General features: G+C 57.5%; 11 protein-coding genes. 5 read left to right on the top strand and 6 right to left on the bottom strand.

The features are described from left to right. The first annotated feature begins 557 nt into the window (after window positions 1-557). Both puuR and FO014_RS18355 read left to right on the top strand, forming a co-directional pair. Window positions 558-1,115: an HTH-type transcriptional regulator PuuR gene (gene puuR, locus FO014_RS18360; RefSeq protein WP_160030558.1), complete on the top strand. Its 558-nt coding sequence runs from the start codon at window positions 558-560 to the stop codon at window positions 1,113-1,115. Between the two features lie 275 nt (window positions 1,116-1,390). After that, entirely contained in the window at window positions 1,391-3,382 is a 1,992-nt protein-coding gene (locus FO014_RS18355; protein WP_160030557.1) for a ligand-gated channel protein, read from the top strand. Window positions 3,383-3,459: 77 nt separating this feature from the next. On the opposite strand, the gene FO014_RS18350 is transcribed toward FO014_RS18355, so the two are convergent. The 5 genes from FO014_RS18350 to yieE form a co-directional block, all read right to left on the bottom strand. Continuing rightward, a complete protein-coding gene (locus tag FO014_RS18350; RefSeq protein WP_160030556.1) occupies window positions 3,460-3,828 on the bottom strand; it encodes a hypothetical protein in 369 nt (122 codons plus the stop codon). Between the two features lie 71 nt (window positions 3,829-3,899). Further along, window positions 3,900-4,688, bottom strand: coding sequence for an ABC transporter ATP-binding protein (locus FO014_RS18345; protein WP_160030555.1), 789 nt, complete (start codon window positions 4,686-4,688; stop codon window positions 3,900-3,902). Beyond that, window positions 4,688-5,770, bottom strand: a complete 1,083-nt coding sequence (locus FO014_RS18340) for a FecCD family ABC transporter permease (RefSeq protein WP_105231843.1) — start codon at window positions 5,768-5,770, stop codon at window positions 4,688-4,690. Before FO014_RS18340 ends, FO014_RS18345 begins: the two co-directional genes overlap by 1 nt. A 244-nt stretch (window positions 5,771-6,014) precedes the next feature. Beyond that, a complete protein-coding gene (locus FO014_RS18335; RefSeq protein WP_160030554.1) occupies window positions 6,015-7,487 on the bottom strand; it encodes an amino acid permease in 1,473 nt (490 codons plus the stop codon). Window positions 7,488-7,655: 168 nt separating this feature from the next. Then, window positions 7,656-8,534, bottom strand: coding sequence for a DNA-binding transcriptional regulator YeiE (gene yieE, locus FO014_RS18330; protein WP_160030553.1), 879 nt, complete (start codon window positions 8,532-8,534; stop codon window positions 7,656-7,658). A 171-nt stretch (window positions 8,535-8,705) separates the two neighbouring features. On the opposite strand from yieE, the gene FO014_RS18325 reads away from it, so the two are divergent. From FO014_RS18325 to nfo, 3 genes are all read left to right on the top strand, one after another. Further along, window positions 8,706-10,652: an acyltransferase family protein gene (locus FO014_RS18325; protein WP_246167988.1), complete on the top strand. Its 1,947-nt coding sequence runs from the start codon at window positions 8,706-8,708 to the stop codon at window positions 10,650-10,652. Window positions 10,653-10,798: 146 nt separating this feature from the next. Further along, the gene (locus FO014_RS18320; RefSeq protein ID WP_160030551.1) at window positions 10,799-11,875 is read left to right on the top strand and encodes a YeiH family putative sulfate export transporter; all 1,077 of its coding nucleotides are present in this window, start codon (window positions 10,799-10,801) and stop codon (window positions 11,873-11,875) included. A 158-nt stretch (window positions 11,876-12,033) separates the two neighbouring features. Beyond that, window positions 12,034-12,873, top strand: a complete 840-nt coding sequence (nfo, locus tag FO014_RS18315; protein WP_105231848.1) for a deoxyribonuclease IV — start codon at window positions 12,034-12,036, stop codon at window positions 12,871-12,873. 65 nt (window positions 12,874-12,938) lie between these two features. Here the strand turns inward: nfo and fruA are convergent, their stop codons facing one another. Next, the gene (fruA, locus tag FO014_RS18310) at window positions 12,939-14,630 is read right to left on the bottom strand and encodes a PTS fructose transporter subunit IIBC (RefSeq protein WP_160030550.1); all 1,692 of its coding nucleotides are present in this window, start codon (window positions 14,628-14,630) and stop codon (window positions 12,939-12,941) included. Window positions 14,631-14,638 lie beyond the last annotated feature (8 nt).

The following is a 14,638-nucleotide window of genomic DNA, read 5'->3' as shown; positions in this document are numbered from 1 at the left end:
AAAATAACCGACGCTTTAAAACGTCGGCTATCTCTGCATTACGGGTATTTTGCATCAGAAAACCTCTGGATGACAAGATCCAGAAGCCCTCCAACTGCAAATTCTTTTTGGCGATCGCACTAAAATCCTTCGTTTAGATGGATATTTCAGCGTCTGACATCACCTTGAGTTATTTCTTAGGTTTTACCTTACACCCTTTCAGTCATTTTTCAACACCCAATCGCCGGCGACGGCGTGTAACTGCACGGCAAATTGCCCGTCCTACGCTCCGCGCTCAAAATAACGGCCGCTCAGAGAAACATACTATTAACATTGCAATGGCGCGAATGTTACAATGCCGCATGATTTTTCATCAGCTGCGCCAATAAAACCGTTAACGTCGTTTTCATCTATATTCTTGCCGTCCTATCGGAGACAAGCATGGGCAATATATTTTCCACCCTTTCCTCCGTATGATGGATACATCTGATATCCGGGATATCACAATCGTGCGGCGCATTTCCGCCGTATAACGGTTTTATCTCTGCCTGTCGCAGCCACCAGAAGGAAGTACCGCTATGAGCGAAATCCCCCTGGCGCCAGGAAAGCGCCTGTCGCAAATCCGTCAGCAGTTAGGCCTGTCGCAGCGGCGGGTCGCCGAGCTGTCCGGCCTGACCCACAGCGCGATCAGTACTATTGAGCAGGACAAGGTCAGCCCGGCGATCAGCACGCTGCAGAAACTGCTGAAGGTCTATGACCTGTCGCTGTCCGAGTTCTTTGCCGAGCCGGAGCGGCCGGATGAGCCCAAAGTGGTGATCGAGGCGGAAGACCTGATCGAAATCGGCAGCCAGGGCGTTTCGATGAAACTGGTGCATAACGGCAGCCCGACGCGTAACCTGGCGATGATGCTGGAAACCTATCAGCCCGGCTCCACCACCGGAGAAAAAATCAAGCATCAGGGTGAGGAGATTGGCACCGTACTGGAGGGCGAAATCATTCTGACCATCAACGGCCAGAGCTACCCGCTCAGCGCCGGCCAGAGTTACGCCATCAACACCGGCATCCCGCACAGCTTCAGTAATACTTCGGCCCGCGAGTGCCGTATCATCAGCGCCCATACCCCTACCACCTTCTAAATCTCTGCCCTGCCTGCGCCCTCTTCTGCTGAAGAGGGCCGCCATATTGCCGCCTGCTTCCCTGCGCCACGTACTGTGCCGTATCAAAAACCCTGATCAAATATACAAATGATACGGATTATCATTTGCATTTACATTCTCTATTATTTCCTTACAATAGCCTCACGTTTTCACGCGGGCCATTGAATTCCCCGGAATTTAATGGGTTTTCATTTGTACTTACTCTTTTGGCAGACAACGTTGCTCTGCCGCTCTGGGCCAGGAATTGCTATTTCATGGAAAAGCCAAGCTATAACAAACTCACCGCATTCATTATCGCCGCGCTCACCAGCCAGGCCGCCCTCGCCGCCGATCCGGAAACCGCGCAAGACACCATGGTGGTCACCGCTTCTGGTTTCCAACAGAAGATCCAGGATTCCGCCGCCTCCATCTCGGTGATCCCACGTCAGCAGATCGAAAATAAAGCCTATCGCGACGTGACCGACGCACTGAAAGACGTGCCGGGCGTGGTGGTCACCGGCGGCGGCAGCAGCAGCGATATCAGCATCCGCGGCATGTCGTCCAAATACACCCTGATTCTGATCGACGGCAAACGCGTGGATACCCGCGGCACCCGCCCTAACAGCGACAACGCCGGGATTGAGCAGGGCTGGCTGCCGCCGCTGGAAGCCATCGAACGCATTGAAGTGGTGCGCGGGCCGATGTCCTCGCTGTACGGCTCCGACGCGATGGGCGGCGTGATTAACATCATCACCCGTAAAACCTCCACCACGCAGGGCTGGCGCGGCTCGGTGCACGCCGACGCCACCTTCCAGGAAAACCGCGACTCCGGCGACCTGTATCAGACCAACGCCTACGCCTCCGGCCCGCTGATTGAAGGCCTGCTCGGCCTGCGCGTCAACGGCCTGCTGTCCCACCGCGCCGAAGACAAAATCGTCAACGGCTATAATGAACAGCGCATGCGCAGCGGTACCGCTGTCTTCAGCCTGACGCCGGATGAGCAGAATGAGTTTGAGTTTGAAGTCGGCCGCTCGCTGCAGGACCGCAACAGCACGCCGGGTAAATCCGTGGCGACGGAGAGCTGCCGCAAAGGCAGCTGTAAACCCAACCAGCCAAGCGACAGCCTGTATACCCGCACCAACTACTCGCTGACGCACAACGGCTACTACGATATCGGCAATACCACCAGCTATATCCAGCGTGAAGAGACCAACAATCCGGGCCGCAACATGAAGATGTACAACACCATCTTCAATACCCAGAATCAGTTCGCGCTGGGCGACCATATGCTGAATATCGGCGGCCAGTACCGCTATGAAAAACTGAGCGACAGCGGCAACCAGCTGGAATCTGCGCAGGGCGTCAACCAGCTGACCCGTTGGAGCTGGGCGCTGTTCGCCGAAGACGAATGGGCAATGACCAATGATTTCAGCCTGACCAGCGGCATCCGTATGGACCGCGACCAAAACTACGGCAGCCACTGGACGCCGCGCCTGTACGGCGTCTGGCATCTGGCCGAGCAGTGGACGCTGAAGGGCGGCGTTTCCGCCGGCTACCGCTCGCCAGATCTGCGCCAGTCGTCAGCCAGCTGGGGCCAGGCCACCGGCGGCGGATCGAGCAAAGGCATGATTGTCGGCAACCCGGACCTGAAGCCGGAAAAGAGCCTGAGCGAAGAGATCGCCCTGCTGTGGGATAACCAGCAAAATCTGAACGCCGGGATCACCCTGTTCAACACCGACTTCAAAGACAAGATCACCGAAGTCAGACGCTGCGAGGATGAGCCGGGCTGCTCTCTCGGCGGCATCGATTACGATTTTATCAGCGACCGCGTCAACGTCGACAAGGCCAATATGCGCGGTGTAGAAGCCACCGCCAGCTGGAAGATCGCCAAAGACTGGCAGCTGACCGCCAACTATACCTATACCGAATCGGAACAGAAAAGCGGCCAGTTCCAGGGCCAGCCGCTGAACCAGATGCCGAAACATATGTTCAACACCGTGCTGGACTGGCAGGCGGCGCACGATCTCGATGTGTGGACCCGCGTCAACTTCCGCAGTAAAACCTCGGAGTACCTGAGCCGCACCTCGATGGCCAAAAGCACGCCGTCCTATACCTTTGTCGACGTCGGCGTCAGCTATCAGGCGGCGAAAAACCTGCAGCTGACCGGCGGGGTGTATAACATCCTCGATAAAACCGTGGATTACGAGCACTACAACACCACGCTGGACGGCCGTCGCTATACCGTAGGGATGAGCTATAACTTCTGATGGTAATATCAGGCCCGGCAACGGGCCTTTTTATCGCGTATTGATCTCCCTTGTCCCATCAGAGAGGAACAAAAATATCAGCCGGGGGAAAAACTAACCAAGGCGGCGCAAATCGCTGCCAGTACGAAAAACAGCATGCTTGACAACCAGAGGTAATACAACTTATGCACCCAACCAGTGAGAGCCGTAGGTTGAGACTTGATAAAGCGATAAGCGGCCAAAGGTATGTTTCCACCATCATCCATACGAACACTATTTGCCGCCAATAAACGTTTAAAATATAAAGCCATAGGAAAACAACCAAAAAAACCAGCCAGTGAAAAGAAAGCGTAAAGGCCAGGGAAAGAAAAACCATTAGCCTTGTATAGCTCAATCAGCTCCGTATATTTTTTCTTTTTGATACCAAAATAAAAAATGAACAGATAAACAGCGCGATAGCCAACCACGCAAAAATAGTACCTAGAAGCTGAACATTAAGCACCGCCGTCCTCCGTAACCATTGCAGGCAAGTTAACCATCAAATCACCGGCGCATTCACCAACCCATCAATCAATACCTGCGGCGTTCCCTGCGAGCAGCGCTCGATACGCCCGCGCACGCCGTACACCTGCGCCAGGCTTTGCGGGGTGATCACCGCCTCCGGCACGCCATCGGCAATCAGGTCGCCGTCCTTCAGCATCAGCACATGGTCGCCGTGACGCAGCGCGATATTGATATCATGTACCACCACCACCGTGACGATATTACGCTTGCGGGTTTCACGCCGCACCAGATCCATCACGTGGAACTGGTAGTTCAGATCGAGCGCGCTCAGCGGTTCATCCAGCAGCAGCAGCGAAGGCTGACGGATCAGCGACTGCGCCAGCCCCACCAGCTGTTTCTGCCCGCCGGAGAGTTGATCCAGATAACTCAGGGCCAGATGGGCGATCCCCAACTGTTCCAGCAGCGCCATCACCTCGGCTTCGCTGCCGGCATTGCTGCGGCCGCCGGACGCGCGCTGGGCGACGATAATCGACTCCAGCACGTGCAGATGCACCCCGGCCGGCAGCGACTGCGGCAGATACACCACCTGTTCGGCGCGACGGGCGAACGGCATCGCCATCAGATCGTTATCATCCAGCCACAGCTTGCCCTGCGCCGGGTTCAGGCCGGCCAGCGAACGCAGCAGGGTCGATTTACCGCTGCCGTTCGGCCCCAGCAGCACGGTAATATCGCCGCGCGCCAGACGCGGCACCGACAGGTCGCTAATCACCGGGCGTTTGGGATAGCCGGCGGAAAAATGCTCAATGCGCAGCCCCTGGCTCATCAGACGTTACCCCGGTGACGCAAAATAATGCTGAGGAAGAACGGCACACCCACCAGCGAGGTCACGATGCCGACCGGAATAATGATGCCCGGCACCAGGTTTTTCGACGCCACCGAGGCCATCGACAGCACCAGCGCGCCGATCAGCGCGCTGGCCGGTAAATAGAAGCGGTGATCTTCACCAAAAATCAGGCGCGCGATATGCGGCGCCACCAGGCCGATAAAGCCGATCGGCCCGACAAACGCCACCGCCAGCGCTGAGAGAATGCTGATGCGCAGCAACGTGGTCAGCCGCAGGCGGCGTACGTCAATGCCGAAGCTGACGGCGCGGTCTTCACCCAGACGCAGCGCGGTCAGTTTCCAAGAGCTCATCATCGACAGCGGCAGCAGTACGGCGAACACCGCCAGCAGGATGCCCAGCTTTTCCCATGAGGCGCGCGCCAGGCTGCCCATGGTCCAGAACACCAACCCCTGCAGCGTATCCTCGCTGGCGATAAACTGCATCATCGACACCAGCGCGTTAAAGGTAAACACCAGCGCAATGCCGAACAGCACCACGCCGGAGGTCGCCACCCGCGTCCAGCGGGTGATGCCGTCCAGCATCAGCGCCGCCAGCAGCGCAAAGATAAAAGCGTTGGCCGAAATAAACCACTGGTCCGGGATCCCCGGCAGGCCGATGCCGAGCACGATCGCCAGCGCCGCGCCGAAGGCCGCCGCCGATGACACGCCAAGGGTAAAGGGACTCGCCAGCGGGTTGTTCAAAATGGTCTGCATCTCCGCCCCCGCCAGCCCCAGCGCCAGGCCGACCACCACCGCCATCAGCGCATAAGGCATGCGGATGTCCCAGACGATCACCCGCGTGCCGGCGTCGGCGCTGGCCGGATGAATCAGCGTCTGCCACAGGCTGGATAAGGACAGGCCGGACGGCCCCATGGTGAAATCCAGTACCAGCGAAGCCACTATCGCGATTCCCAGCACGCCCATAATCAATAAACGGTGGCGGAGGATATGCTGATAACGCCCCATAACCTGGACGCCGGATTTGCCGCTCGCGTCGGGTAAAGGATCGGTGGTTACGCTCATGATTTCGGGTACCTGTTACGACGACATCACCGCCCGCGGCGGCGATAAAAGAATCTGGAAAGCATCATTTCGGGGATGCTGCGGACGTCAACAATAGAGCAAACGATAATACTTATCAATCACGTCGATGACTATGCCGCGTGAGGAGGAATTTGTAACGAGGTATACATCAGAAAAGAAAAAAAGTCAGGGGAGACAGGGAGTAAAAGAACGCGGCGTATCACGCCGCGTTCCGCAACAACGCTTATTTGAACGTCGGGAATTCCATATCGCGGTACTTCACGAAACGGCTGCCGCGCGTCAGCTTATAGCCGAACCAGATGATCAGGAACAGCGGGATGCCGATATAGGTGGCGGTAACGCCGTACCAGTCGATCTTGTCTTCCAGGAAGGCCTGATAGTTCTGCCCCAGCGTGATGATCAGGCACAGGATAAAGGCGAAGACCGGACCCAGCGGGAAGAAGCCGGAACGGTACGGCAGCGCATTCAGGTCATGCCCCTGCAGCATATAGCCCCGGCGGAAACGGTAGTGACTGATGGCGATCCCCAGCCAGGCGATAAAGCCGGTCATACCGGAGGTATTAAGCAGCCACAGGTATACCGACTGGTTGCCGAACATTGAGCTCAGGAAGCACAGCGCGGCGACCACCGTGGTGGCATACAGCGCGTTGCGCGGCACGCCGCCTTTCGACAGTTTACCGAAAATGCGCGGCGCCTTGCCCTCACGCGCCAGGGTAAACAGCATACGCGTCGAGGCGTACATGCCGGAGTTGCCCGCCGACAGCACCGCCGTCAGGATTACCGCATTCATCACCGCCGCCGCCGACAGCAGGCCGGCATGCTGGAACACCAGCGTGAACGGGCTGACGCTGATGTCTTTGACATCGTTACGCAGCAGGCTCGGATCGGTATAAGGAATAATCAGGCTGATGATCAGAATCGCAAAGATATAGAACAGCAGAATACGCCAGAACACCTGACGCACCGCCCGCGGGATGTTTTTCCCCGGATCTTCCGATTCACCGGCGGCAATGCCGATAAGCTCAGTCCCCTGGAATGAGAAACCGACGATCATCGCCACGCCGATCATCGCCGAGAAACCGCCGGCAAACGGCGCGTCGCCGATGCTCCAGTTCTGCCAGCCGGCATGCTCGCCGCCTTTCAGAATGCCGACAATCATCAGGATGCCGATGATAATAAAGATAATTACGGTGGTGACCTTGATCAGTGAGAACCAGTATTCCGCTTCGCCGAACCCCTTCACTGAAATGTAGTTCAGCAGGAACATGACGCCGAGGAACAGCGCGCTCCAGATCCAGCCCGGCGTATCGGGGAACCAGTAGCTCATCACCAGCTGTGCGGCCACCAGGTCGACCGCGATGGTCACCGCCCAGTTGTACCAGTAGTTCCAGCCCAGCGCGAAGCCAAAGCCCTCTTCCACATATTTGGCGCCGTAGGTGGAAAACGAACCGGCCACCGGCATAAACGCCGCCAGTTCACCCAGGCTGGTCATCAGGAAGTAGACCATCAGGCCGATCAGCGCATAGGACAGCAACGCCCCGCCGGGGCCGGCCTGTGAAACGGTAGCGCCGGAGGCGACAAACAGACCGGTACCGATAGAGCCGCCGATGGCAATCATGGTTAAGTGCCGCGCTTTTAACTCGCGGCGGAGTCCGGGTTCTTGCTGCCCCGATGTTTTTATATCCTGCTGAGCCATTCTTACCCTATCTGCTCGTCCAAAAATTGAGGGCGGATTGTAGCAAATACCCGCCGGCGCACTAGTAACATTCCAGTGATATAAGATAGCTTCATAATTCAGAGGCAATTATTAGCAATAGCCCTAATACCCTGACTTCCTGTCAGTTATGTGACGCAACACAGATTTTTATGCTTCGGCAGGCGGTAAACAGTAGCTGAGAAAACGCTGCAGCGCGTTGGAGATATGTTTCTGACGGTGATGGATCAGATACAGGGTGCGGATCATCGGCGGCAGCGGCACCGACAGCGCCACCAACGCGCCGCTGGTCAGCTGTTCGGCAATTACCCGGCGTGACAGACAGCTGATGCCGATGCCATGACGCACCGCATGTTTGATGGCCTCAGAGTTGCCCAGCTCCATCACCAGTTGGAAATGCGGCAGATGCGCCAGCAGCAGATGGTCCAGCACTTCACGCGTTCCCGAACCGCGCTCACGCAGGATCCACGGCGCTTCGGCCAGTGCCGTCAGGGTCAGCGGCTGCCGGGTCAGCGGGTTGTCGGGCGCGGCAAACACCACCAGCTCATCCTCCAGCCAGGGCTGCGTCACCAGTTCCGGCATATGGCACGGCCCTTCGATCAGCCCCAGGTCAACGCGAAAATCCGCCACCGCGCTAATCACGTCCTGACTGTTGCCGACGTTCAGCTCCAGCGGCGTTGCCGGAAAATCCTGCCGGTAGCGCGCCATCATCGCCGGCAGCATATAGTTGCCGATGGTACTGCTGGCGGCAATGCGCAGCGCCCCGCCGTCGTGGCGAAACAGTTGCTCAATCTCACCCGCCTGTTCCAGCAGCGCCAGCGCCTTGGGATACAGTAGACGGCCGTGCTCATTCAATACCAGCCGCTTGCCTACCCGGTCGAACAGCTGCACGCCGAGTTGCCCTTCCAGATCGGCCAGCGCGGCGCTCACCGCCGACTGGGACAGCGCCAACACCTGCGATGCCTGGGTCGTGGAGCCGCTTTTCAGCACCTCGGTGAAGACGGCCAACTGACGTAAAGTGATATGCATAACGGTCTCAGTACAATAAATGGAGGGAGCAAACGGCCAAAATAGACGAATAACCTTACCGCAGCGTCGCGGATTCGCAAGCCCTGTCTTGACGCTCCGGCGCCGGGCAGGCTGAGCTTAATCCTATTTTATGCATTATCACTCCCAATCGACTGTAACGCTCTTCAAATAATGTTAACGATTTGCTTATACTTTCGCATCATTTTGCTTACTTTAGGTGGGATTGTGAAATATAGAGCAGATATCGACGGGTTACGGGCGCTCGCCGTTCTGCCGGTCATCGCATACCATATGGGATTTCCCGGCATTCCCGGCGGATTTACCGGTGTTGATATATTTTTTGTAATATCCGGCTATTTAATTTCCGGCATTATCTTCCAAGAATATATTAAGGGTGATTTTTCTTACGTAGACTTTTATAAACGCCGCAGCTTAAGGATTCTCCCCCCTTTATTTGTCGTTTTACTCGTCACGCTGGTTATCGGTTACCATATTCTGCTTCCCGTGCAGGTCGCCGAACTGGGAAAAAGCGCGCTGGCCACAACGTTATTTTCCTCAAACTTTTTCTTCTTTAGTCAAACCGGTTACTTCGACGGTCCCGCAGAATTAAAACCCCTGCTGCACACCTGGTCGCTGGCGGTTGAAGAACAGTTCTATATTCTATTCCCGATTATTTTATTTACCGCATTAAAGTTCTTCCGCAACCGCACCACGATGATGATTGTGTTTATTATCATCGGTTCCTTTATGCTCAGCCTGCTGGGGTTGAAGTTCCAGCCAAGCATGACTTTTTATATGCTGCCGACCCGCGCCTGGGAATTGGCGCTCGGTGCCCTGCTGGCTGTCGGCGGGCTGGAACAGGCCGCTTTTCTGAAAAAATCCGCAACCCGCCACGCTTTAAGCCTGCTGGGGTTGGCGCTGATCGTATTTGGTTTCCTGTGGTTGGATACCACCAAAAAGTTCCCGTCATATAATGCCCTCTACCCGTGCGTAGGCGCATTTCTGATTATTATTTCCGGCCGCGATGCCATCATCAACAAGATCCTGGCAATCAAGCCGATTGTGTATATCGGTATGATCTCTTACTGCCTGTACCTCTGGCACTGGCCGATTATCGTGTATACCAATATCCTGTTTGACGGCGCGCTGTGGCAAAAAAGCCTGCTGGTGCTTTCCAGCACCTTTATTCTGGCGATTGCTTCCCGTTATCTGATCGAAATTCCGTTCCGCTATAAACTGAAGAACGTGCCGTCAAAACGTATCGTTACCGCTTCAGCCGCCAGCGTGGTGCTCGCCGCCTCGCTGACGTCGGTCATTGGCTACTGGCAGTATGACAACGGCAGTTTCTCCGATAATTCGTTAAAAATTGCCGATTACATTAATTACCGCACCACCGACGAATACAACTATCAGTACCGCTTCGGCGAATGCTTTATCAATGGTGAAGTGGGCGCGACGGGCAATTACAACAAAGCGCACTGCCTGAAACTGTCCGACACCAAAAAGAACGTCGTGCTGATCGGTGACAGCCACGGCGCTCACCTGTGGCGCGCCATCAGCCTGGCGGCGGGTGAAAACGTCAACCTGATGCAGGCCACCGCTTCCGGCTGTAAACCGGTTACCGAACAAAAGTTCAGCAACCGCTGCACCGCTATTATGGACTATGTCTATAAAGATTTGATTATCAATAATAAGATCGACGGCGTCATCGTCTCTGCGCGTTGGAATGAACACGATAAGCCGGCGCTGATCAACACCATCAACTACCTGAAGCAACACACCAAGAACTTCTACATCCTGGGGCCGACCGTAGAGTATAAAGGGCCGTTGCCGGAACTGTTGGCCTATCAGGAAAATGGCGATCCGGCGCTGGCCAGTCGTTCCGTCGTGAAAAGCCGTAAACTGATGGACAGTGAACTCAAAGCCCTGTCTACCTCGATGAAAACCAACTACATCTCGGTTTACGATTTGATCTGTCCGGGAGATCGCTGCATGGAAATGACAACCAGCGGGCAACCCGCCGCCTTCGATTATGGCCACTTTACCCTGAGCGGAGCGAACTACGTTGCGAAGGGCATCGTCGCGCAGCTCAACAGTAACCACTTCTTTTTCCAATAAAATCGACGTTAAAACCGGGGCCGCACATCGTGCGGCCCTTTTTATTTACCACTTATTCAGATTGATTATAACCATATAATCAATTTCTCTTTTATAGCGCCACGCCCTACTCTTGTCCGCAGAGAATCAGAGAAAGGACCTGAGCAATGGCGACTGAAACAACAACAACCTATCCTGAACGGCGCTTCCCGTTATTGGGGCTGCCGCGCCTGGTGCCCGGACTGGCACTGACCGCCGCGTTAACCGCGCTCGCCGTCTGGGCGGGCGACGTACCCTGGATAGCCGGGCTGGGCCTCGGCGCGCTGACGCTGGCCATTTTGTTCGGCATCGTGATAGGCAATACGCTGTATCCCTGGCTGCAGCCCAGCTGCCACGCCGGCGTACAGCTGGCGAAACAGCGCCTGCTGCGTCTGGGCATTATCCTGTACGGCTTCCGTTTAACCTTTCAGCAAATCGCCGACGTCGGCGCCACCGGCATTCTGATCGACGCGCTGACGCTGAGCAGCACCTTTCTGCTGGCCTGCTGGCTGGGTAAAAAGGTGTTCGGCATCGACAGCCAGACCGCCATGCTGATCGGCGCCGGCAGCAGCATCTGCGGCGCGGCGGCGGTCATGGCCACCGAACCGGTGCTGAAAGCCGAGTCCAGCAAGGTAGCCGTTGCGGTATCCACCGTGGTGGTGTTCGGCACGCTGGCGATCTTCGCCTACCCGTGGCTGTATCATTTAAATCTGCAGTACCAGTGGCTGCCGTTTGATCAGGAAACCTTCGGTATCTATACCGGCTCGACTATTCATGAAGTAGCACAGGTGGTAGCCGCCGGCCACGCCATCGGCCCGGACGCCGAAAACGCCGCGGTGATCGCCAAGATGATCCGCGTGATGATGCTGGCCCCGTTCCTGCTGCTGCTGTCAGGCTATATCAGCCGTGGCAGCGGCGCCGGCAAAGCGGAAAAATCCGCCATCACCATCCCGTGGTTCGCCGTGCTGTTTATCGCCGTTGCCGGGTTCAACTCCTTCAACCTGCTGCCGGCCGCGCTGGTGCAGCAGTTGATTACCGCCGACACCTGGATGCTGGCAATGGCGATGGCGGCGCTGGGCCTCACCACCCATATCAGCGCCGTACGTCAGGCGGGGGTCAAACCGATTCTGCTGGCAACCCTGCTGTTTATCTGGCTGATTGTCGGCGGCGGCGTGATTAACCAGGCCGTGCAGCATCTGTTCTAATCGCCTCCCGGCAGGTCCGTCATTCGGGCCTGCCCCCTTCCTGCCATTCAAACCGCCCTCCATCAATGCCATAATGACAGAGCGACACCCTCGCCGGTTCGACCGCTTCGTTCAGGAGACGGCAGGAACTGGCGCGGGGTTAACACAGGAGATTGCAAATGAAGTTTGTCGGTGCACATGTCAGCGCGTCAGGCGGCGTGGATCAGGCGGTTATCCGCGCACACGAATTAGAGGCGACCGCGTTCGCCCTGTTCACCAAAAATCAGCGTCAATGGAAAGCAGCACCATTGTCTGCCGAAGTTATTGATAAATTTAAGAGCGCCTGCGCGCGTTATGGCTATGGCCCGGGGCAAATTCTGCCGCACGACAGCTATCTGATTAATCTGGGGCACCCGCTGACCGAAGCGCTGGAGAAGTCCCGCGCGGCCTTTCTCGACGAAATGCAGCGCTGCGAACAGCTGGGGCTGACGCTGCTGAACTTCCACCCCGGCAGCCATCTGATGCAGATTGATGAAGACAAGTGTCTGGCGCGCATCGCCGAATCCATCAATATCGTGCTGGATCAGACTGAAGGCGTGACCGCGGTGATTGAAAACACCGCCGGCCAGGGCAGCAACCTGGGGTTTAAATTCGAGCATCTGGCGGCGATCATCGACGGCGTGGAAGACAAAAGCCGCGTCGGCGTCTGTATTGACACCTGCCACGCCTTTGCCGCCGGCTATGACCTGCGCAGCGAAGAAGCGTGTGAACACACCTTTAAGCAGTTGGGAGAGGTGGTCGGCTTCAACTATCTGCGCGGTATGCACCTGAACGATGCGAAAAGCGAGTTCAACAGCCGCGTTGACCGCCACCACAGTCTGGGAGAAGGCAATATCGGCAAAACGGTGTTCAGCTATATTATGCGCGATGCGCGCTTCGATAATATTCCGCTGATCCTTGAAACCGTCAATCCCGATATCTGGGCGGAAGAGATTGCCTGGCTGAAAGCCCAGCAGTAACCGGCCGCAGCGATAAAAAAACCGGAAGCCAAAGGCTTCCGGTTTTTTATGGCCGCAGATCTGACTCAGGCTTCCGCTTTCACCGCCACGTCAGCGCGTTTGACCAGCGCGTAGGAAATACCCGCCAGCAGCGTGCCGGCAACGATCGCCAGCAGATACATCAGCACCGGTGAAATCGCGCCCGGGATCAGCAGGACAAACAGGCCGCCGTGCGGCGCCATCAGCTTGGCGCCGAACATCATGGACAGCGCGCCGGTCAGCGCACCGCCGGCGATGCAGCACGGCAGGACGCGCATCGGGTCACGCGCCGCAAACGGAATCGCCCCTTCACTGATAAAGCACAGCCCCAGCACCAGCGCCGCCTTGCCGCCTTCCTGCTGCGACTTGTCGAATTTACGCCGCGCCAGCAAGGTCGCCAGCCCCATTGCCAGCGGCGGCACCATGCCCGCCGCCATAATGGCCGCCATCGGCGCATAGACGGAAGAGCTCAGCAGCGCCACGCCAAACGCGTAGGCCGCCTTGTTGACCGGGCCGCCCATATCGGTGCACATCATGGCGCCCAGAATCGCCCCCAGCAGCACCGCGTTCGCCGTACCCAGCGACTGCAGCCAGTGGGTCAGGCCTTCCATGATTCTGGCGACCGGCGTGCCGACCACATAGATCATCACCAGACCGGTGATCAGGCTGGCGAACAGCGGAATGATCAGGATCGGTTTCAGCGCCTCCATACTCGGCGGCAGACGCAGCTTGCCGCTGATGGCTTTGGCGACATAGCCCGCCAGGAAGCCGGCGATAATCCCGCCGAGGAAGCCGGCGTTGGTGCTGACCGCCAGCATGCCGCCGATCAGGCCCGGCGTCAGGCCCGGACGATCGGCAATGGAGAAGGCAATATAGCCGGCCAGTACCGGCACCATCAGCGCCAGCGCCGAACCGCCGCCAATCTGCATCAGCGCCGCCGCCAACGTGCCTGGCTCTTCAAACGCCTTGATGCCGAACATAAAGGACAGCGCAATACACAGGCCGCCCGCCACCACCATCGGCAGCATATAGGAGACCCCGGTCAACAGGTGGCGATACGGCCCGTTGCCCTCTTTCTTCTGCGCGCCGGCAGACTGGGCGGTGCCGCCTTTCTGCGGCTGGAATACCTCCGCTTCCGCCAGCGCCTTGTCCAGCTCCTGTGCGGTTTTCTTCAGCGCCAGCCCGGTAGAGGTGCGGTACATCGGTTTGCCGGCGAACTTGTCCAAATCCACATCGATATCAGCGGCTACCAGCACCAGATCCGCCTCGGCCACCTCTTCCGGCGTAATGGTATTGCCGGCGCCGACGGAGCCGCGGGTTTCCACCTTCACCCACCAGCCGCGTTTCTTCGCTTCGCTTTCAATCGCCTCGGCGGCCATAAAGGTGTGCGCCACGCCGGTCGGACAGGCGGTCACCGCCACGATACGTTTTTGTCCGCTGGCCAGCGCCGCAACCGGCGCGGCGGCCGGCGCCTGATACGGCGCCGCGTCGCGTTTGGCCTGCGCCAGGAAGGCGTCGGCATCACGCACCGCGTGTTCAACATCGCCCAGATACACGGCCTTGCCGCTCAGCGCCTCGTCCGCCGGCACGGCCGCCCCGGCGACCACCACCAGTTCGGCCTCCGCCGGCACATCAACCAACTGCAGGCCGGCTTTGGCCGCCGCAGCGCTGAGCATGCGTTGCGCCAGGTGCCCGCGCGCCTGCCCCTGTGAACTGTCAATTATCAGCAGCGTTTTCATTCTGCCTC

Origin of the sequence: Serratia rhizosphaerae, assembly GCF_009817885.1 — a bacterium.
In the GTDB taxonomy this organism is placed as follows: domain Bacteria; phylum Pseudomonadota; class Gammaproteobacteria; order Enterobacterales; family Enterobacteriaceae; genus Serratia_B; species Serratia_B rhizosphaerae.
This window is presented reverse-complemented; position numbering and strand designations above follow the sequence as displayed.

Excerpts from the sequence above, each read along its gene's own strand:
- puuR (WP_160030558.1), top strand. The coding sequence starts at position 558 with ATGAGCGAAATCCCCCTGGCGCCAGGAAAGCGCCTGTCGCAAATCCGT.
- FO014_RS18355 (WP_160030557.1), top strand. The coding sequence starts at position 1,391 with ATGGAAAAGCCAAGCTATAACAAACTCACCGCATTCATTATCGCCGCG.
- FO014_RS18345 (WP_160030555.1), bottom strand. The coding sequence starts at position 4,688 with ATGAGCCAGGGGCTGCGCATTGAGCATTTTTCCGCCGGCTATCCCAAA.
- FO014_RS18340 (WP_105231843.1), bottom strand. The coding sequence starts at position 5,770 with ATGAGCGTAACCACCGATCCTTTACCCGACGCGAGCGGCAAATCCGGC.
- FO014_RS18335 (WP_160030554.1), bottom strand. The coding sequence starts at position 7,487 with ATGGCTCAGCAGGATATAAAAACATCGGGGCAGCAAGAACCCGGACTC.
- yieE (WP_160030553.1), bottom strand. The coding sequence starts at position 8,534 with ATGCATATCACTTTACGTCAGTTGGCCGTCTTCACCGAGGTGCTGAAA.
- FO014_RS18325 (WP_246167988.1), top strand. The coding sequence starts at position 8,706 with ATGTTAACGATTTGCTTATACTTTCGCATCATTTTGCTTACTTTAGGT.
- FO014_RS18320 (WP_160030551.1), top strand. The coding sequence starts at position 10,799 with ATGGCGACTGAAACAACAACAACCTATCCTGAACGGCGCTTCCCGTTA.
- nfo (WP_105231848.1), top strand. The coding sequence starts at position 12,034 with ATGAAGTTTGTCGGTGCACATGTCAGCGCGTCAGGCGGCGTGGATCAG.
- fruA (WP_160030550.1), bottom strand. The coding sequence starts at position 14,630 with ATGAAAACGCTGCTGATAATTGACAGTTCACAGGGGCAGGCGCGCGGG.